This is a genomic window from Mucilaginibacter sp. UYNi724 (genome assembly GCF_054057495.1).
Window position 1 is genome coordinate 330,197 of record NZ_JBSRZI010000001.1, and the last position, 19,614, is coordinate 349,810.

Consider the following 19,614-nt stretch of genomic DNA (forward strand, 5'->3'; position numbering starts at 1 on the left):
GTATCTTGATTCTTTGTTCTTGAATCGCCTAAACCAATTACTGGCTCTGGAATTTTTTAGCGTTAATTCTACGTTCGTTCTCGTTAAGGTAGATCTTGCGTAAACGGATGCTTTGCGGGGTTACCTCAATGTATTCGTCGGCCTGGATGTACTCCATAGATTCCTCTAACGAGAATTTAATGGCAGGTGCAATACGCACGTTGGTATCACTACCGGATGCACGCATGTTGGTTAACTGCTTACCTTTGGTTAAGTTAATAACCAAGTCGTTATCGCGGATGTGCTCGCCTAAAACCTGTCCTTCGTAAACATCAACTCCCGGATCGATGTGGAAACGACCACGATCCTGCAGTTTATCAATAGCAAAGGCAGTAGTTTTACCGGTATCCATAGATACCAATACACCATTTAAACGACCAGGGATCTGGCCTTTCCAGGGCTCATATGCTTTAAAGCGGTGGGCCATAATAGCCTCGCCACCTGTTGCAGTTAATACGTTGTTACGTAAACCGATGATACCACGTGCAGGAATATCAAACTCTAAGTGTTGTAAGTCGCCTTTAGGCTCCATTACCAACAGGTCGCCTTTGCGTTGTGTTACCAACTCAATTACTTTACCTGCAACATCACCCGGTACATCAACTATTAATGTTTCCACCGGCTCACATTTAACACCGTCAATTTCTTTAACGATAACCTGTGGCTGGCCTACCTGTAACTCGTAACCTTCGCGGCGCATGGTCTCGATCAATACGGATAAGTGGAGGATACCACGGCCATACACCAAGTATGAATCCGGTGATTCGGTCTCAACAACCTTCAACGCCAGGTTTTTCTCCATCTCTTTGTACAAACGGTCACGTAAGTGGCGCGATGTTACAAATTTACCCTCTTTACCAAAAAATGGTGAAGTGTTGATGGTGAACAACATGTTCATGGTAGGCTCGTCAATTTTAATAACTGCCAGTTGCTCCGGTTTGTCAAAATCGGCAATGGTATCGCCAATGTCAAAACCTTCGATACCAACTACAGCACAAATATCGCCTGCGCTAACTTCAGTAGCGCGCACTTTACCCAAACCTTCAAAAGTATAAAGTTCTTTTATACGTGATTTTTGGATAGTACCATCGCGTTTTACCAATGATACCGGCATGTTTTCTTTAATAACACCACGGGCAACACGGCCTACCGCGATACGGCCTACGAAAGATGAATAATCTAACGAGGTGATCTGCATTTGCAATGTGCCTTCATTAATAGGTGCCGGCGGGATGTTTGCCAAAATAGCATCCATCAATGGGAAAATATCTTCGGTAGGTTGTTTCCAATCTGTGCTCATCCAACCTTGTTTAGACGACCCATAGATAACAGGGAAATCCAGTTGATCTTCGGTAGCTTCAAGGTTGAAGAACAATTCAAAAATTTGCTCGTAAACTTCTTCGGGGCGACAGTTCTCTTTATCTACCTTGTTTACAACCACAATTGGTTTTAAGCCTAATGCTAAAGCCTTTTGGGTTACAAAGCGGGTTTGAGGCATAGCACCTTCAAACGCGTCACAAAGTAAAAGAACGCCATCAGCCATTTTCAATACACGCTCTACCTCACCACCAAAATCGGCGTGACCGGGGGTATCAATGATGTTGATCTTAACATCTTTATACATTACCGAAACGTTTTTTGATACGATGGTAATACCACGTTCACGCTCCAGGTCATTGTTATCAAGTATTAATTCACCAGTTTCCTGCCCATCACGGAAGATGGCGCAACTGTGTAAAATTTTGTCAACCAATGTGGTTTTACCGTGGTCAACGTGTGCGATAATCGCGATATTTCTTATTTTTTGCATAAAATGCGGCCTCTAAATTTGGCGCAAAGATACGCTTTACAAATGGTATTTGAAAGGGCAGGCGGCTTTTTACAATTAACTGATTATTACTTAATTGTTAGGTAATGGGAAGGTTACGAAAATTCAGTGTCACCTTTTTATCGGAAACGCGAAGTTCGCGTCTCTACAATATATGCAAACTTATAGACACATACTTTGCGCCTTGTTTCCCCCTTACTTCCCAAACGCCCATTGTAAAAACTTAGGCATGGCTTTTCCCCAGGTTTCGGGGTCGTGGGTGCCGCCTAAAACTTCCAGGTATTGGATATCGGCGGGGCGCTGATAGCCTTTAGCAAGTAGTTCTTTTATAATGTCTATGGTGTCGTCAATAGAATCTATGATGCCGTTCTTGTTACGGTCGGCGGTTTCATCTTTTGTGCCGGTTTGCAGCCAAAATTTAAGGTCGGGTTTGCCGGTGCTGCTTCTTAGCATGCTGTGCATAATGCGGTCCTCGTTGGTGTAGCCTTTGCTCAGGTCTTTGCTTCTCCACCAAAACGAGGCCGAAAAGGCACCAACCTTATCAAACAACGCGGGGTTGTTCCACGCAACATCCATAGCGGTTAACCCGCCAAGCGAAAATCCCGCGAAAGCGGTGGTCTCAAAATCATCTATCCCGGTATGCTCGTGGATATATGGTAAAAGTTCTTCGGTAATAAACTGCGTATAAAGGTTAGCGCTGGCGCCGCGCTTTTTAAAGTCAGGCATGCCGGCAATGCCATATTCCTGTATACGTTCCTCGCCGGCGTGGATAGCTACGGTAAGCAGCGGTTTTATGCAGTTGCGTTCGTATAGGTTCTCCAGGGTGTCAACCATTTTTAGGTTTTCGAGTTCCTGTCCGTCGTTCAGTAAAAGTAAATTAAGGGGTTCGGCTACGCCGCCATCTTCGGGCATCAGCAGGGTGCAGGTAACGTCGCGTTCAAGTATTGTTGAGGGTATGGTAAGTTCCTGTTCTGCTATTTTCATTTCAAAATCTGTACTGTAGTACATAGGGGTAAAAATAATTTGGCCTCACCTAAATTCTCTTCAAAGTAGAGGACTTTAAGACACTTTCCAAAGCTCTTTCTTTTAAAGCAGGCGAAGTAAGGCATTGTTATCAAAATAATTAAGGGGACAAAAATACCTTTATAGTTTTAAAAATTATCGAAAACATAATTATTTGGCACGATGTTGACATTTACACACAATCCTGCTATCTTACCATCTTAAACACAACATTTTGACTGAACAACATCACCGCTGGCACTCCCCAAACTTAAACATGGACCTCGAAATGTTGGTTTTTGGCGACAGGGGCTTCCCGGTGATACTTTTCCCCACTACCCAAGGCCGTTATCATCAAAATAAAGATTTTGGTTTGATAGAAAGCGTTAAATGGTTTGTGGATGAAGGCCTGGTGAAGATCTATTGCCCGGACACTATTGATGCCCTAAGCTGGTATGATAAAGGCATCCACCCTGCCGACCGTGCCCGCAACCACGCGTGGTATGATAAAATGCTGGTAGATGAGCTTGCCCCCTGGGCCATGCACGAAACCGGCGTTGGCAAAGTGGCGGTGGCCGGTTGCAGCTTTGGCGGTTACCACGCGGCAAACTTCGCGTTTAAACACCCCGAAATGGTGGCACACCTGTTTACCATGGGCGGCGCCTTCGACATTAAAATGTTTACCGACGGCTTTTATAACGACGATATATTTTATAACAACCCGGTTGATTTTTTGCCCGGCAGCAACAAGCCCGACCTGTGGAATATGAATATCATCCTCGGCACATCAGAACATGATATGTGCAAGGATTACAACTTCCGTATGGCAGGCATTCTGGATCAAAAGGGTATAAACAACTGGCTGGATATCCGCCCGTTTGCCAATCACGACTGGCCGATATGGAAGGAGATGTTCCCGCATTATTTGAGCACGATTAAATAGAGGCAAGAATTAAGAGTCAAGACAAAAAACTAACCACATAAAAAGTAAAACGCGGTACGGCTGCAAACCGCCAACTGCATACTAAACATATTACCATGAAAAAGAAAATAGGCATCTTATTCGGGCAGGAAAATTCATTCCCGCAGGCATTTGTTGACAAAATAAACGAGAAGGCTGAAAAAAACATATCTGCCGAATTTGTACGCATTGATAAAATGATGCAGGGCGAACCACTGGGCTACTCGGTCATAGTAGATCGCATTTCTCAGGATGTACCGTTTTACCGGGCATCGCTAAAAAACGCGGCTATTACCGGCACTGCGGTTATCAATAACCCTTTTTGGTGGAGCGCTGATGAAAAGTTCTTTAACAACGCATTAGCCGTAAAGCTTGGCATACCTGTACCAAAAACTGCATTGCTGCCATCAAAAGACCACCCGGCAAGCACAACCGACCGTTCGTTCCGTAACCTGGCGTTCCCGCTGGATTGGGATGCTATATTTGATTACGTTGGTTTCCCGGCATATATGAAACCGTTTGACGGTGGCGGCTGGCGCGATGTTTACAAAATAAGCGATAAGGACGATCTTTGGGAAAAATTCGCCGAAACCAGGCAGCTGGTAATGCTGTTGCAGGAAGAGATCATTTTTGACGATTACTTCCGTTGTTATTGTATTGGCGGCAAACACGTGCGCATTATGCAGTACGAGCCACGCAACCCGCACCATTTGCGTTACGAGCATGGCAAAGCCCCTGCATCTAAAAAAATGCTGGATACCATCACCAAATATGTATTGCAGCTAAACCAATACCTGGGTTACGATTTTAACACCGTAGAGTTTGCGGTGCGCGATGGCATCCCTTATGCCATAGATTTTTGTAACCCCGCCCCGGATGCCGAAGTAACAAGCGTTGGCCAGGACAACTTTGAGTGGGTAGTAGAAACTGCCGCAAGCTATGCCATAGAACGCGCCAAGGCACAAAAAGATGATAAGGACAACTTAACCTGGGGCGAATATGTACGCACGGGCGTCAACGGTAAACCATTGGTAGCATCAGCAAAAACAGCTAAAGCTGATGTTAGTGCCGGCAACGTTGACCACGCTATAACAGAAGAAGAAAAACCAAAAAAGAAAGCAGCTGCCCCGAAGAAGGTGGCTAAGAAATAAGATTACCTAATTGTCATTTCGAACGATAGTGAGAAATCTTCTACAAGCGATATAACGAACTTGCAAGGCCGCTTTGATGATGTAGAAGATTTCTCCTCGTATCTCGTTCGAAATGACATTTATTTTATTACAGACCAATAACCCCTAACCAGTTATGAATAAGTTCACCTTAGGTGTTGAAGAAGAATTTATGGTGATTGACCCCGTAACCAGGGAACTGCAATCGCACGATCAAAAAATTGTTGACAGCGCGCAAAAGATTCACGAGGACCAGGTAAAGGCCGAAATGCACCAGGCAGTTGTGGAGGTGGGCACCCACATTTGCCGCAATACAGAAGAAGCACGTAAAGAAGTGGGCAAGCTGCGCACAACTGTAGCCCAATTGGCCGGCGATATCGGTCTGCGCATTGGCGCTGCCGGCACGCACCCGTTCTCGCATTGGCAACACCAGCTGATAACCGACCACCCCAGGTATTTTGAGATAGTGGACGAATTGCAGGAAGCCGCACGCTCCAATCTGATCTTTGGCTTACATGTGCACGTGGGTATCCAATCGCGCGATATGGCTATCCATATTGCTAACCAGGCCCGCTACTTTTTGCCACACGTTTACGCATTATCAACCAATTCTCCTTTTTGGGAGGGAAGGAATACCGGTTACAAATCATTCCGTACTAAGGTATTTGATAAATTCCCGAGGACGGGCATCCCCGATTACTTCGATAGTATTGAAGATTACGACAGGTATATCAGGCTGTTGGTGAAAACAAATTGTATAGATAACGCCAAAAAGATCTGGTGGGATCTTAGGGTGCACCCCTTCTTCGAAACTATCGAGTTCCGAGTGTGCGATTGCCCAATGCTGATAGACGAGACCATGACCTTTGTGGCACTGTTCCAATGTATTTGCGCCAAGCTTTATAAATTGCGCCTAAGCAACATGAAGTTTATTACTTATAACCGTGCGCTGATCAACGAGAACAAATGGCGTGCTGCCCGTTATGGTATTGATGGTAAAATGATTGATTTTGGTAAGGAGCTTGAAGTAAATACCCGCGCGCTGATACTGGAGCTCTTAGACTTTATTGACGACGTGGTTGATGACCTTGGCTGCCGCGACGACCTGCAATATGTACACAAAATATTGGAGAATGGTACCGGCGCTGATAGGCAACTGGCTATTTACAACCAAAATAATAACTTTGTAGATGTGGTGGATTACATTACATCGCAAACTTTAAAGGGAATATAGTAGCCCCAACCAAACCCTCCCCGAAGGAGAGGGCTTAATTAAAATAGTTTTAACAACAAAATAAAAAGTACAGTCTCCCCTATCGGGGGAGATCCGATAGCTATCGGATTAGAGGGGGCTTAATGAACACAGATAAACCGGAAGTGAGAGTAGCCATATTAGACCTTTACGAAGGCGTGGCTAACGAAGGGATGCGGGGTTTCCGGGATATACTGGACCGCTATAAGGCTAAACACGGCCTCGAATTAAGTCACCAAACCTTTGATGTACGCCTAAAAGGCCAGGTACCCGATACAAGTTTCGACCTGTACATTTCAAGCGGCGGGCCGGGCAGTCCGCTGGAGAGTGAGGGTACCGAGTGGGAAAAAAAGTATTTTCGCCTGATAAACAAACTGGAAGCCCATAACAAACAGGAAGGCACTCAAAAAAAGCATGTATTTTTTGTATGCCATTCGTTCCAGCTAATGTGCCGCAAATATGGCCTGGGCGATATCACGCTTCGGCGGTCGCCATCGTTCGGGATCTTGCCGGTGCATTTAACCGAAGCGGGCCGCCATGAGTCGGTTTTTGATGGCTTGGCAGAACCGTTCTACACTGTAGATTCGCGCAGCTGGCAGGTAACCAACCCCGATCTGGTCCGCTTTAAAGAGTTAGGCATGGAGATACTAGCGATGGAAAAAGAGCGCCCGTATGTTGACCTTCCGCGTGCCATTATGGCTATCCGTTTTAACGAGTACTTTTTCGCCACGCAGTTTCATCCCGAGGCGGATGCATCGGGCATAAAAACCATGCTGTTGCGCGATGATAAGAAAGAGGATGTGATAAATGAGCACGGCGAAGCCAAATATAAAGAGATGCTTGAACGGCTGGAAGATCCGGACAAAATAGTGCATACCCAAAATACCATTATCCCCAACTTTTTGGATGAGGCGATCTTGAAGGCGTTATCGTACTAAAACTTAACCCATGAACCCATCAGCCAGAGAAATATTCAACCAAAACTTCACAGAAGAAAAGTATGCTGATTTTTTGGTGGACCTTAACGCGGGCCTAAAAAAACCGATAGAGTTTCGCATTGCAGAAACGCCGGTATTTTTAACGGACGATTTTAGGAATAAGCTGTTACAAGCTGGTGAGGAAATAGTGGCCACCATTTTAAACCCCGATTTTAAGGAACAAAGTGAACGTGCCATTCCTGATAAATGGCGTGTAGCAAACGAGAACGACCACTCCCATTTTATCGCTTTAGACTTTGGTGTTTGTAAGGATGAAGCGGGCAACATTGTACCCAAGCTGATAGAGATGCAGGGCTTCCCGTCGCTTTACGGTTTTCAGGTGCATTTGGCAGAAAATTACAGGCACGCGTTTAACATACCCGGTAACCAAACCATATTTTTTAACGGTCTAAGCAAAAGCGGTTACCTGGATCTGTTTAAGAAAACCATCATAGGCCCTTACGAGCCGGATGAGGTAGTGATCATGGATGTAGATGCCCCAAACCAAAAAACGGCGGTAGATTTTTACATCACCGAAGGCTACATTGGCACACCCGTAGTTTCCCTTGCCGACTTGATACAGGAAGGCGACCGGCTTTTTTACAAACAGGCATCAGGCGAAAAGAAACGCATCCGCAGGATCTATAACCGTTTGATATTTGACGAGATAGAAAGCGACCCGGAGATGTTTAACAAAGTGGTTGACATTCGCAAGCCATTAGATGTGGAATGGATAGCACATCCCAACTGGTTTTACCGCATCAGCAAATTTACCATGCCTTTCCTGGAAGGCGACTACATTCCCAAAACACAGTTTTTGCACGAGGTAAAGCAAATTCCCGAAGACCTGCAGAACTACGTGCTTAAGCCATTATTTAGCTTTGCCGGGCAGGGCGTCATCATTGATATCATGGATGGCGACATTAAAAAGATCAAAGACCCCGAGAACTGGATCCTGCAGGAGAAAGTAACTTACGAGCCCGTACTGCAATCGCCGGATGGCGGGGTTAAAATAGAGATCCGCCTGTTGTACCTATGGCCCGATGGCGATGCCAAACCTACCCTTGCTGTAAACCTGGCAAGGCTTAGCCGCGGTAAAATGATAGGCGTTAGGTACAATAAAGATTTTGACTGGGTGGGCGGTACTGTGGCTTTTATGCACAAATAAACTTATACTATTTTTGCAGTCTGTACGTATATAAATAAAGTATTAATTTTGCGACATGAACATACAGGCAATTATTATCGTTGTATTATTTATTGCAGCAGTTTTTTACGTTGGCCGCTTACTGCACAATAGCTTGTTCTCTAAAAAAAGCTGCGGCAGCAATTGCAAGTGCGGGGTCGATTTTTCGAACGTTGAACCCTCTAAGCAGTTGAAATAATTGCGCTGTTCTAAAACCGTACCTTTATCAATCATATTATAGTATTAAATCCCCTTCATGTCTTCTAATAAGCAGATATTTCAGGCCGATAACCCCGGCAGGTGGAACCGTTTTAAATGGCTTAGCCGCGTTTTATTAATTATCCTTATAGTTGGCGCAATAGCCGCGGCCATTACCATTACATCGACAGAATACCCCGCGTTGCCGAACTTGGATGCTGCCCCCCAAAGAATCTCTAAATCCGATATGGATGCCTTAAAGAAATCTAAAAAGTATAAAGATTTCAAGATAGAAAAGGCCGAAATTGCTGTAATGGCACGCGCCCGCCATTTACATCAGATTAAGCACCCCAACAATGCAAATCGTATAAACGCGGCATTTTATAAAGCTTGGGAAGCACAGGCTTATACCTCACTTGCCGAAAACCTGCCGCATTTAGATATGGTCATATCCGAAGGTTTTTCGTTCTCGCCAAATGCCGATACGCTAAAAGCTGTTATTGATACCGGCCTGATAAATCTTAATAAAAGATATAAAAAACAGGTACTAATCACACTATCCAATTACGTTAATTACGATAACAAAAGCGGCGGATACGACATAAAAGATGTTGAGCGGATCTTTAAAAGTAAAAAGCTAAGGGCTGCTTTCATCAATAGCATGGCCGATAAGCTGGAGCATTACAAATTCAATGGCATTAACGTAGATATTGAAGATATTAAAAACCGTAACACTAAAGATTACATCGCGTTTCAAAACGACCTTTATAATATATTTCATGCACGGGGGCTAATGGTTACCCAAAACGTTATTCCTAACGATGATGATTACGACTTAAAACGCCTGCAGTACCTAAACGACTTTTTGTTTGTTATGGCCATAGATGAGCATACAGAAGGTAGCAACGCAGGCGATGTATCTCACCAACATTGGGTAGAAGAAATTTTAGACCAGGTTTGTTCTGTTATCCCAAGCGAGAAAGTAATCCTTACCGTTGCAGGTGAAGGTTTTGACTGGCCCGAAGGTAGCCTTGGCCAGCCAATAGGTTACCAGCAAGCCATTAGTACGGCAGACCAGAAAAAACAAAAGATAATTTATGACCCGCTATCGGCAAACCTGCACTATACTTATTTAGGGAATGACGGTGTAGAACATACTGTTTACTTTACCGATGCTGCTACAAATTTCAATATTATCCGCCTGGCTGATGACTGGGCTACAGGTGGCGTGGCATTATGGCGTTTAGGCGGGGAAGACCCTCGCTTATGGACGTTTTTTCAAAAAAATCTTTCAATAGATTCGCTCAGGAAAACAGGTATAGATGTTAAACGGCTTACCACTGTTGGCTTAAGTAACAACATCAGCTATGCCGGCGATGGCGAGGTGCTGGACCTGATCACAGTGCCAAACAAAGGCCGTATCGATGTAAACCTCGATACCACCAACTACACCATCACCAATCAAAAATACGTTACCATCCCAACCAAATACGTTATACGTAAATATGGCTACAAACGCGGCAAAGTAGTTTTAACGTTTGATGATGGACCGGACCCTGAATTTACACCGCGAATTTTAGATATACTTAAAAAAGAAAAAGTACCTGCTTCGTTCTTCGTAGTTGGGTCGATGGTGGAGAAGAACATCCCGTTGCTGAAACGTATTTATGACGAGGGTTACGAGATTGGTAACCACACCTACCTGCACCCGGATATTTCTACGATCAGTATTGAGCGCGTTAACCTGGAACTTAATGCTACCCGTAAACTCATAGAATCTGTTACCGGGCGCAGCACTATCCTATTCCGCCCGCCTTTTAACGCCGATGCCGAGCCGCAAACCCTGGCAGAGGTTATCCCCGTGGCAGAAAGCCGCAGGCAAAGCTACATCACCATTGGTGAGTCTATAGACCCCTGGGATTGGCAACCGGGTGTAACAGCCGATAGTATCATAGCCCGTACCATCCGCCAAAAAGATAATGGGAGTATGATACTACTGCATGATGCCGGTGGCGATACCCGCGAAGAAACCGTGAAGGCACTCCCTGCTATTATCCATTACTTTAAAAAGAACGGTTACCAATTTACTACCATTGCCGATATACTTGGTAAAAGTAAAGACGACCTGATGCCAATGCCAACCAGCGACGACAAAACCTTTTGGGGCCGCTTTTATGATGTGGTGGTAGTGGGCTTTTTCATCGGTAACCGGTTTATATTTTACCTGTTCCTATCCGCTATATTTTTGGCGATGGGGCGTATTATATTGATAGGCATTATGGCTTCGAGGCAGTTCGCCATAAACAAAAATATAGATCAGGCGCCACACCCGCAACCGCCTGTTAGTATTATAGTACCTGCCTATAACGAAGAAATTACCGCCATCCGCACGATAGATAGCTTGCTAAAAACCGAATACCCCAACTTCAACATTATTTTTGTTGATGATGGGTCTAAGGACAATACCTTTAAAGTGGTTTCTGAGGCTTATGCCAATAACCCGTTGGTAAAGGTGTTTACCAAGCCAAACGGCGGCAAGGCGTCTGCATTAAATTTTGGTATTACCCATGCCGAACACGATTATGTGGTTTGTATCGATGCCGATACACAGTTAAAAACTGATGCTATCTTCCACTTGATGGCGTATTTTACTGATGAGGAAATTGGCGCGGTGGCAGGTACGGTTAAGGTTGGTAACGAAACCAACATCATTACCAAATGGCAGTCGATAGAGTATATTACCGCCCAAAACATGGACCGCCGCGCGTTTGACATTATTAATAGCATCACGGTAGTGCCGGGGGCTATTGGCGCGTTCAGGAAGTCGGCTATATTTAGGGCCGGTGGGTTTACCTATGATACCCTGGCCGAGGATTGTGACCTTACCATGCGCATCCTGAAACAAGGCTATGTGATAAAGAACTGTGCTGAGGCCGTTGCCTACACCGAAGCGCCAGAGTCATTGAACATGCTGATGAAGCAGCGTTTCCGCTGGAGTTTTGGGGTGATTCAAAGTTTCTGGAAAAACCGCGACGCGCTGTTCAACAAAAAATACAAATATTTCGGTATGGTTGGGATGCCTAATATCCTCATCTTCCAGATCATATTGCCGTTATTTTCGCCGCTGGCGGATCTTATCATGATCCTTGGCCTGTTTGGCAGCCACCCCGAGAAAATGCTGGTGTTTTATGTTGCGTTTCTACTGGTAGATTTCCTGGTAGGTGTTGTAGCTTTCCGTATGGAAAAAGAGAAATATTACAAATTGGTATACCTGATCCCGCAACGTTTCATCTGGCGACAGCTGATGTATTACATACTGTTCAAATCTATGCGCAAGGCCCTTAAAGGGGAGCTAAATACCTGGGGTGTATTAAAACGTACCGGTAACGTAAAGATGAAGAAGAGTGAATTGCAGGGGGATAAATAGATGTGCAGATAAGCGGATGTGCAAATGTGCGGATATGCAGATGTGCAAATTGAGTATCAAATCGTAATGTTTAAATTATAAAAAAAGGTGGCAACCTGTTCGCGTGTTCACGTTCACGACCGTGAACGCTTGCAGATATTTTACAATAAGCTGATAATTAGGTACTTAATTTTTAGACAAGTCTAAAAATTCAGATAAACGGCTTTAAACCACCCATTTAGCATCCGCATATTTGCACATTTAAATTCTGCACATCTGCATATCCGCACATCTACTTATCTGCACATCCAAATCAAATCTTTTCTATCAAACAAACGGCATAGGCTACAACACCTTCTTCGCGGCCTATAAAACCCAATTGCTCATTGGTGGTGGCTTTAATAGATATGTCTTCGATATCGATCCCCGCGGCTTTGGCTATGTTGGCCTGCATAGCGGGGATATGGAGATTTATCTTTGGGGCTTCCAGACACACCATGGCGTCTATATTACTTATCTGCCAGTTTTTTTCGGCAAGTAGGGCTACCACATGCTGTAATAGCACCAGGCTGCTGATGCCTTTCCAGCGGTCATCAGTATTAGAAAAATGGAAGCCGATATCGCGCAGGTTAGCGGCGCCTAAAAGGGCATCGCAAATGGCATGCAACATTACGTCGGCATCAGAGTGGCCAAACGCGCCGCTGGTATGTTCAAGGTTTACTCCGCCCAAAACAAAGGGGTGGTTTTGCTTTAGCTGATGTACATCAAACCCAAAGCCGACTTTAATTTTAGCCATTATTTTTTAGAAACATTTTTAACCCCGCCAAAACTGGCAGACAGGGTAAAACGGAGTGTGTTAGCCAATGGGCTGTTTTGTTGACTGGCTATCAGGTAAGAAAAATCGAACTTGAAGATATCGTATTTTATCCCTATACCTGTTGTGGCATAGTGCCTGCCGCCTTTATCGGGGTTTTCGTAAAAATAACCCGCGCGGATAGCAAGCAGGTCGTTATATAAATACTCTACTCCGGGCGAAAAGCTAAGTTCTTTCAACTCCTCGCTAAAGCCGCCCGGTGCATCACCAAACGAACGGAAGATACCCGAAGGTACAGATACGTTATCGTCGCTGCCGCTGATGATGTTGCCACTTGCATCGCGCAATGGCGGCGTTGGCACTAAAAGTTTATTTACATCAAAGGCAACGGTAAACTTGCTCAGCTCGTCAATCTGCCAGGTGTTGGCTACACCCAGTTTTAAATTGGTTGGCAAAAAGTAGTTTGGCCCTGTGCTGGTATAGCTTATCTTGTTACCAATGTTGGAAATATGCGCGCCGAAAGCAAAGTTGGAGCCATCGCCGTAAGGCTTATTATAAAACATAGATATCCCTGCCGATACCGCATTACCCGCCTTATTTTGCTGGCCTGATCCGGTTACGAATGAGCCGTTGCTAAAGTTAGAGTAGATATAACGCAGCGTTAAACCTAACGATAAGTTGGGGCCAAACTTACGGGCAAATGATGCATCTATCGAAAATTCGCTTGGTTTGTAAACACCCTGGTCGGTTTGGTTGGCATCTATCAGCTGGATAGACCCCAGGTTAAAGTAACGCAATGATGCGCCAAAGGTATTACGGTCGTCAATTTTATGTGCGTAGGCCAAGTAGGCCAGATTTACATCGGGCACTAAATGCCTTAACCACGGGCTGTATGATAAGGATATATCGTTGTCGTTTTCCAGGAACGCCAGTTTTGCAGGGTTCCAATAATTGGCATTAACATCCGGCGATATGGCCGCACCGGCATCGCCCATAGCACCTGAGCGCGAATCTGGCGAGATATTTAAAAATGGCACTGCCGTTGGTATAGCGTTAGTGCCACTGCCATTGGTAGTAGTACTGCTTTGCGCCGCTGCAAAAACGGGCAGGGCAAGCAAAATATATACGGTAAGGCTTTTAGAACTCAAAAATTTCATTGGGTGCAATTTAGTCTTATTATTTAAAAATAATAAAATTTACAACGGTTATTATCGGGGTTAAAACATTCACGCAATCGCAATTAAACCACTGTTAATGCAAATTATTGTAACTCCGTTAATAATTTATACGTTTAAATAAGCTGATAGGTTTATACTTGTTATAAAACGCATATAAATAACCTGTTTTTTATAACTGATTTTTTTTAAATTTACCTCCAAATATATTTTGCAAACATGAAAGTATTTACTAATACTGCTTTAGTGATGTTGGGATTAGTTGTTACGCTTAGCAGCTGTAGTAATAAAAAACAGCAATCGCAAAAAACAGGTCTAAGTTACAACGATAGGACAAACGGCGGGTACTTAAGGTATCGCCAAAGCCACCCTACCCCCGGGCCGGGCCTTGTACCTATAGAGGGTGGTACCTTTGTTTTAGGCGGAAGTGCCGACCAGGATGTTACGTACGAGTACAACAATGTGCGCCGCAGGGTAACTGTACCTTCATTTTATATGGATGAGACCGAGGTATCTAACCAGGATTGGCTGGATTACCTGCACTGGATAAATATTACTTTCCCTAATGATAACGAGCTTTATTATAACGCCCTTCCGGATACGCTGGTATGGCGCAGCCCGCTTTCATACAATGATGTTTATGTAGATAATTACCTGCGCCACCCTGCATTTCAGGATTACCCGGTGGTAGGTGTTACCTGGGAGCAGGCACAGGAATATTGCGCATGGCGTACCGACCGTACCAACGAAAACATTTTGCGCGAACGCGGCAACTTAGTAACCTGGAAAGACCAGGCTAAAGGCGGCGCAGCAGGCGCAAATGCGGCTGCAGGTCAGCCTTTCAACACAGATATTTATTTGAACGGACAAATAAAGGGCCAGGGTGTTGATGGTAAAAAAATGATAAAAGACCTTAACCCTAACGCACAAGGTGGCACCGGTAAAAACGGCGCGCGCAGGCCTGTACGTTTAGAGGATGGTATATTGAAACAAGGTTACCGCTTACCGTCAGAAGCTGAGTGGGAATATGCCGCTTTAGCGCTTGCGGGTAATACGCAGTTCGAAAACATTAACGATGGCCGCATTTATCCATGGGACGGCCTTGGCGTACGTTCGCCAAACAGAAAAACACGTGGTTTGATATTAGCCAACTTTAAACGCGGCGCCGGTGATAATGCCGGTGTTGGAGGTGGCTTAAATGATAAAGCTATTATCACAGCAGAAGTACGTTCCTACCCGCCAAATGATTTTGGTTTGTATAATATGGCAGGTAACGTAAACGAGTGGGTTGCCGATACTTACCGCCAAACTTCATTTGAAGAGGTGGATGACCTGAACCCATTCCGTGGTAACGAATTTACCAACAAACGCCTTGCCGACCCAACCAAAGGTTTGTACGCTAAAGATAAATATGGCCGCCCTATTAAAGACGCTGCAACTTCTAACAAAAAACTGAAGTATGCGGATATGTTAGCACAGCAACAGACACAGGCAGCAATTAATAACGCCCCGGCAGGTACTCCTGCTAACAGCACAGCGCCCGGTGCAACCACAGCAGCTATAAAAGACCCATTAGCCGGTAAAGCCTACACGCCAGATTACCGCGATTTTAACGATACCGTTAGTACAGCTTTATATGGTAACACAACTTTAGTGAATAATCACTCTAAAGTGTACAAAGGCGGTTCGTGGAACGACTTATCGTACTGGTTAAACCCTGCTACACGCCGCTTTGCCGACCAGGAAAGCGCAAGCTCGGATATTGGTTTCCGTTGCGCCATGACAATGGTTGGTGCGCCCGAAATTAACCCCAATGGCAAGCCGCATCACCCGGTTAAAAAGGCTAAAAATTACAAAGCCAAATAAAAAGATCCAATCTTGACCCATTATAAAGCCGCTCCTGAAAAGGAAGCGGCTTTTTTTTGGCCTCACCTAAACCGTGAAGCCCCCTCTAATCTCCCCCGATAGGGGAGACTTAATAGTCTTTTGATTTTACTCCCTCTCCTTCGGAGAGGGCTGGGGAGAGGCTTCCTTCGGAGAGGACTGGGGAGAGGCTCCTAACCTGTTAATATTCAGCTAAATGTTAACAAATAAATTACCGTATATTAACGTTTATGAAATAGTTTATCGCTTATTTTTATAGACCTATAAAACGGGTCGGACAAAATTAACCAAAAACGATTTTTTATGACCTGGAGAAAATTTAGCGGTGAGGTTATCCAAACCCCCATACTGGAAGAGGTTGAAGCCGCCATTGAGCGCGAAGCAGCCCTTGGCAATAAATTAAAAGTTTGTATCGGTACAGATTCGCAGGTGAAAGGCTCGGTTACCGACTTTGCCACTGTGATTGTTTTCATTCGCGAGCAGCGTGGGGCATTCATGTTCATTCACCAGGAGCGCACCTCTCAAAAAATGACCATCAAGGAACGCATGTTGCACGAAGTTCAAAAATCTATAGATATTGCCTACAAACTTTGCGACCTGCTGGATCTTTACGACGTAGGGCTTGAAGTACACGCCGACATTAATACTAACCCTATGTTTAAAAGCAACGCCGCCCTGCACGAGGCAATGGGTTATATCATGAGCATGGGTTTTGTATTTAAAGCCAAGCCGGAGGCATTCGCAAGTTCTTGCTGCGCCAATAAAATGGTACAGTAGGGGCTCAAAATAACGAATTTCGAATAATGAAGTACTTCCGCATCCGGTGCCGGCATTCGATATTCGTTATCGACTTCCTTGATTATTAGTTATCATTTTTATATTTGATATCTAATCTCTGAAACATGTCCCCACTTATAGAAATTACCGACGCAAGGGTATTTGACCCTAAAACCATATTGATAGATGTACGCGCAGGTGCCAACGGGCACGAGCGCTACCTGGCAGGCCACCTTCCCAATGCTGTTTTCGCTACGCTTGACGATGACCTGGCCTCGCACCCTGCAGATGCCGCAAATGGCGGCAGGCACCCGTTACCTTCGTTAAAAGATTTTGCAGCTACCTTAAGCCGTTGGGGCGTAACGCCAGAGAGCCATGTGGTGGTTTATGATGATAAAAACGCGGCCATGGGCGGCGCACGCCTTTGGTGGATGCTGCGATCTATAGGCCACAGCAACGTACAGGTGCTAAACGGCGGTTTAAAGGCCGCAACTGATGAAGGGGTGCAACTTAGCACTGATGATTACAAACCCGCCGCTACCGGCCCCTATCCTATCCCAGAGCAATACAGCCACACGGTAGATATCGAAGAAGTAAAAACAGCAGCCAAAGCCGATGACCGGGTAGTTATTGATGTACGCGAGGGTGCACGTTACCTGGGCCATACCGAACCTTTAGACCTGGTGGCGGGCCATATACCCGGCGCGGTAAACCTTTTCTACAGCAACAGCCTGTCGCCCGAAGGGAAATACCTTACGTCGCAGGCTTTGGCTACCCTTTACAAGGGCACTATTGGCGATGTAAAACCCGAAGATGTGATAGTACATTGTGGATCTGGCGTTACGGCATGCCATACCTTACTGGGCATGGAGCACGCGGGCATTAAAGGGCCAAAGCTTTATGTAGGATCGTGGAGCGAATGGAGCCGTAATGATCTGCCTATTGCAACTGAAGCGAATGAGCTTTGATAATTGCTGAATTGTTGACTATTGTATTACAATTCCAGTCGCTTTAGCAACAAAACCACCTAACAATTAGCTGTTTAATCTGTTTATTATTTGTGAAAACATACGCCTTAAAATTTAAACAGAACATCCCCATCAGCCTTGATAAGGCATGGGATTTTTTCTCGTCGCCATTAAACCTGGCAAAAATAACGCCCGCGGATATGCGCTTTGTGGTAACATCAGATTATACGGCGCAAACCAAGATGTACGCGGGGATGATCATTACGTATAAAATCTCGCCCCTGCTCGGCATCAAAATGAATTGGATGACCGAGATAACGCAAGTTGTAGACGGCAAGTATTTTGTGGATGAGCAACGCTTTGGCCCATACGCGCTGTGGCACCACCAGCACCATTTTAAAGAAATTCCCGGCGGTGTAGAGATGACCGACATTTTGCATTATGCCATGCCCTACAGTGTGCTTGGCACCATTGCAAATAATGTATTTGTGGGTAAAAAAGTGAAGCAGATATTCGAGTACCGGGTAAAAGCGGTTGACGAGTTGTTTGGGAAGATGTAGAATTAATTTGTCATCTGAGCGATAGGGTAGGATTTATCGACATGCATTAGCGGATAGATGCTTACATGCGTTCAGCATTGCGGGGCTTATTTTTGATCAAAAAATCCGATTTACGAATATATTGATTTAAAGGTTCCTCTATCAGCTTGAACAACAGTATAGATACCCCGTTTAGGATGATAAAGGCGTATAACACGTTCAGGGCATCGTACTGGAAAGGCGAGATCCAGTCCTTACCCCATTTATCGTACAGTTCAAAAATACCGTCGTTCCATTTGTTGAAGTAGTAATGGATAAAATCGTACATGTACCCCAGGTGGATCAGGTAAAATATATACGAGCTTTTGCCCAGCAACTCTACAAACGGGTTAGATAAGATCTTCTTTAGTACCGTAGCCTCCGTCAGCAACCCATAGAAGAACAATGCGATGGATGATGAAAGCAGGTAGTTATTGGTGATGATGCCAAACGGATGATGCAAGCCTGCAACCTCGCCCTTGGGAATTGGCAGTACGCTCATGATACCCACACATACAAATATGAGCGCGAAGCCCAGGTAGGTGAAATTACTTTTGCTCCGTCCGTTCAGATTTTTCTTACGAACGATGAGTGCCAGCTGGATCCCCGCGAAAAACTCAAAGCAGCGGCCCGGGAATGTATACAGCATCATAAAGGTAAAGTTGCCGAAGAAACCATACCAATCTACATGGCTAAATATCAATACAAGCGTGGCGCCCGCAAGGGTTATGACTATCGGTTGGATATAAAACTTGCGGTATTTTTGCGCGAAGTAAAAGATGAACGGTGCCGCAAAGTAAAAGCACTCCTCTACCGTTAAACTCCAGCCCTGGGCTATCCCCGTAAACTTCAGCTGGTCGAAAAACCCGCGTAAAAAAGTGATATGCATAAAAAATAACCCAACAGGACTTGCAAAGCCGTTGGTTACCTTTTGATCGTGTGTGAAGTAGTAGGAAACAAATGCCCCCAGCGTAAGCAGGAAGTACATGGGATAGATGCGCGCCACCCTGTTTTTGAGGTATTGCCTAAACCAATCGCCGGTTAATTTAAAACTGTCGAAATACCTGAAAGCAATTAAAAAACCCGACAAAACAAAGAAAATGGTTACCCCGATATGGAACTCGCTAAGAAAACGTTGCACAGCACGGGGAAAACTCTCATCAAACGCGTACGCGTAATGCGATACAAACACCAGGTACGCCGCCAAAGCACGCACCCCCGTAAGCGCAGGAATATAGTTTGGTAAAGGTTTTTGCGCCAATATTGTAGTTTGAGTATGTTTTTACGTGTAAACGTACACTATTGTTAAGCAAAGCAAATACCAATTGCTATGTGGACTTGAATTTTCAGAATTAAGGAAGCCTCTCCCCAGCCCTCTCCGAAGGAAGCCTCTCCCCGGC

The 19,614-nt window shown here is 44.9% G+C and carries 15 protein-coding genes; 10 read left to right on the forward strand and 5 right to left on the reverse strand.

Annotated elements, in window-relative coordinates; translation table 11 throughout:
- Window positions 1-37: 37 nt before the first annotated feature.
- Together typA and ACVW0P_RS01450 are read right to left on the reverse strand one after the other, a co-directional pair.
- Complete coding sequence (gene typA, locus ACVW0P_RS01445) at window positions 38-1,849, reverse strand: translational GTPase TypA (RefSeq protein ID WP_457130498.1); 1,812 nt, start codon at window positions 1,847-1,849, stop codon at window positions 38-40.
- A 213-nt stretch (window positions 1,850-2,062) separates the two neighbouring features.
- Window positions 2,063-2,875, reverse strand: coding sequence for an alpha/beta hydrolase (locus ACVW0P_RS01450; protein WP_457130499.1), 813 nt, complete (start codon window positions 2,873-2,875; stop codon window positions 2,063-2,065).
- Window positions 2,876-3,104: 229 nt separating this feature from the next.
- Between ACVW0P_RS01450 and ACVW0P_RS01455 the strand changes: the two genes are divergently transcribed.
- The 6 genes from ACVW0P_RS01455 to ACVW0P_RS01480 all read left to right on the forward strand — a co-directional run bounded on the left by ACVW0P_RS01455 (window position 3,105) and on the right by ACVW0P_RS01480 (window position 12,039).
- A complete protein-coding gene (locus ACVW0P_RS01455; RefSeq protein ID WP_457130500.1) occupies window positions 3,105-3,812 on the forward strand; it encodes an alpha/beta fold hydrolase in 708 nt (235 codons plus the stop codon).
- Window positions 3,813-3,907: 95 nt separating this feature from the next.
- Complete coding sequence (locus ACVW0P_RS01460) at window positions 3,908-4,981, forward strand: ATP-grasp domain-containing protein (protein ID WP_457130501.1); 1,074 nt, start codon at window positions 3,908-3,910, stop codon at window positions 4,979-4,981.
- A 154-nt stretch (window positions 4,982-5,135) separates the two neighbouring features.
- Complete coding sequence (locus tag ACVW0P_RS01465) at window positions 5,136-6,233, forward strand: carboxylate-amine ligase (protein ID WP_354427998.1); 1,098 nt, start codon at window positions 5,136-5,138, stop codon at window positions 6,231-6,233.
- A gap of 122 nt (window positions 6,234-6,355) precedes the next feature.
- A complete protein-coding gene (locus ACVW0P_RS01470; RefSeq protein WP_457130502.1) occupies window positions 6,356-7,189 on the forward strand; it encodes a type 1 glutamine amidotransferase in 834 nt (277 codons plus the stop codon).
- A 10-nt stretch (window positions 7,190-7,199) separates the two neighbouring features.
- Window positions 7,200-8,396 carry a hypothetical protein gene (locus ACVW0P_RS01475; RefSeq protein ID WP_457130503.1) on the forward strand — a complete coding sequence of 399 codons (1,197 nt, stop codon included), beginning with the start codon at window positions 7,200-7,202 and terminating at the stop codon, window positions 8,394-8,396.
- Between the two features lie 274 nt (window positions 8,397-8,670).
- Window positions 8,671-12,039, forward strand: a complete 3,369-nt coding sequence (locus tag ACVW0P_RS01480; protein ID WP_457130504.1) for a glycosyltransferase — start codon at window positions 8,671-8,673, stop codon at window positions 12,037-12,039.
- Between the two features lie 292 nt (window positions 12,040-12,331).
- Here the strand turns inward: ACVW0P_RS01480 and ispF are convergent, their stop codons facing one another.
- On the reverse strand, window positions 12,332-12,814 hold the full coding sequence (gene ispF / locus ACVW0P_RS01485) for a 2-C-methyl-D-erythritol 2,4-cyclodiphosphate synthase (RefSeq protein WP_457130505.1): 483 nt from the start codon (window positions 12,812-12,814) through the stop codon (window positions 12,332-12,334).
- Entirely contained in the window at window positions 12,814-13,989 is a 1,176-nt protein-coding gene (porV, locus tag ACVW0P_RS01490; RefSeq protein ID WP_457130506.1) for a type IX secretion system outer membrane channel protein PorV, read from the reverse strand. The genes ispF and porV overlap by 1 nt, the downstream gene beginning before the upstream one ends.
- A 237-nt stretch (window positions 13,990-14,226) precedes the next feature.
- On the opposite strand from porV, the gene ACVW0P_RS01495 reads away from it, so the two are divergent.
- From ACVW0P_RS01495 to ACVW0P_RS01510, 4 genes are all read left to right on the forward strand, one after another.
- Complete coding sequence (locus ACVW0P_RS01495; RefSeq protein ID WP_457130507.1) at window positions 14,227-15,873, forward strand: SUMF1/EgtB/PvdO family nonheme iron enzyme; 1,647 nt, start codon at window positions 14,227-14,229, stop codon at window positions 15,871-15,873.
- Window positions 15,874-16,194: 321 nt separating this feature from the next.
- The gene (locus tag ACVW0P_RS01500) at window positions 16,195-16,668 is read left to right on the forward strand and encodes a ribonuclease H-like YkuK family protein (RefSeq protein ID WP_354427985.1); all 474 of its coding nucleotides are present in this window, start codon (window positions 16,195-16,197) and stop codon (window positions 16,666-16,668) included.
- Window positions 16,669-16,793: 125 nt separating this feature from the next.
- Window positions 16,794-17,636 carry a sulfurtransferase gene (locus tag ACVW0P_RS01505; RefSeq protein ID WP_457130508.1) on the forward strand — a complete coding sequence of 281 codons (843 nt, stop codon included), beginning with the start codon at window positions 16,794-16,796 and terminating at the stop codon, window positions 17,634-17,636.
- A 92-nt stretch (window positions 17,637-17,728) separates the two neighbouring features.
- Window positions 17,729-18,196 (forward strand): SRPBCC family protein, encoded by a 468-nt coding sequence (locus ACVW0P_RS01510; protein WP_457130509.1) that lies wholly within the window; start codon window positions 17,729-17,731, stop codon window positions 18,194-18,196.
- Window positions 18,197-18,257: 61 nt separating this feature from the next.
- On the opposite strand, the gene ACVW0P_RS01515 is transcribed toward ACVW0P_RS01510, so the two are convergent.
- Window positions 18,258-19,475 (reverse strand): acyltransferase family protein, encoded by a 1,218-nt coding sequence (locus tag ACVW0P_RS01515; protein WP_457130510.1) that lies wholly within the window; start codon window positions 19,473-19,475, stop codon window positions 18,258-18,260.
- Between the last annotated feature and the right edge of the window lie 139 nt (window positions 19,476-19,614).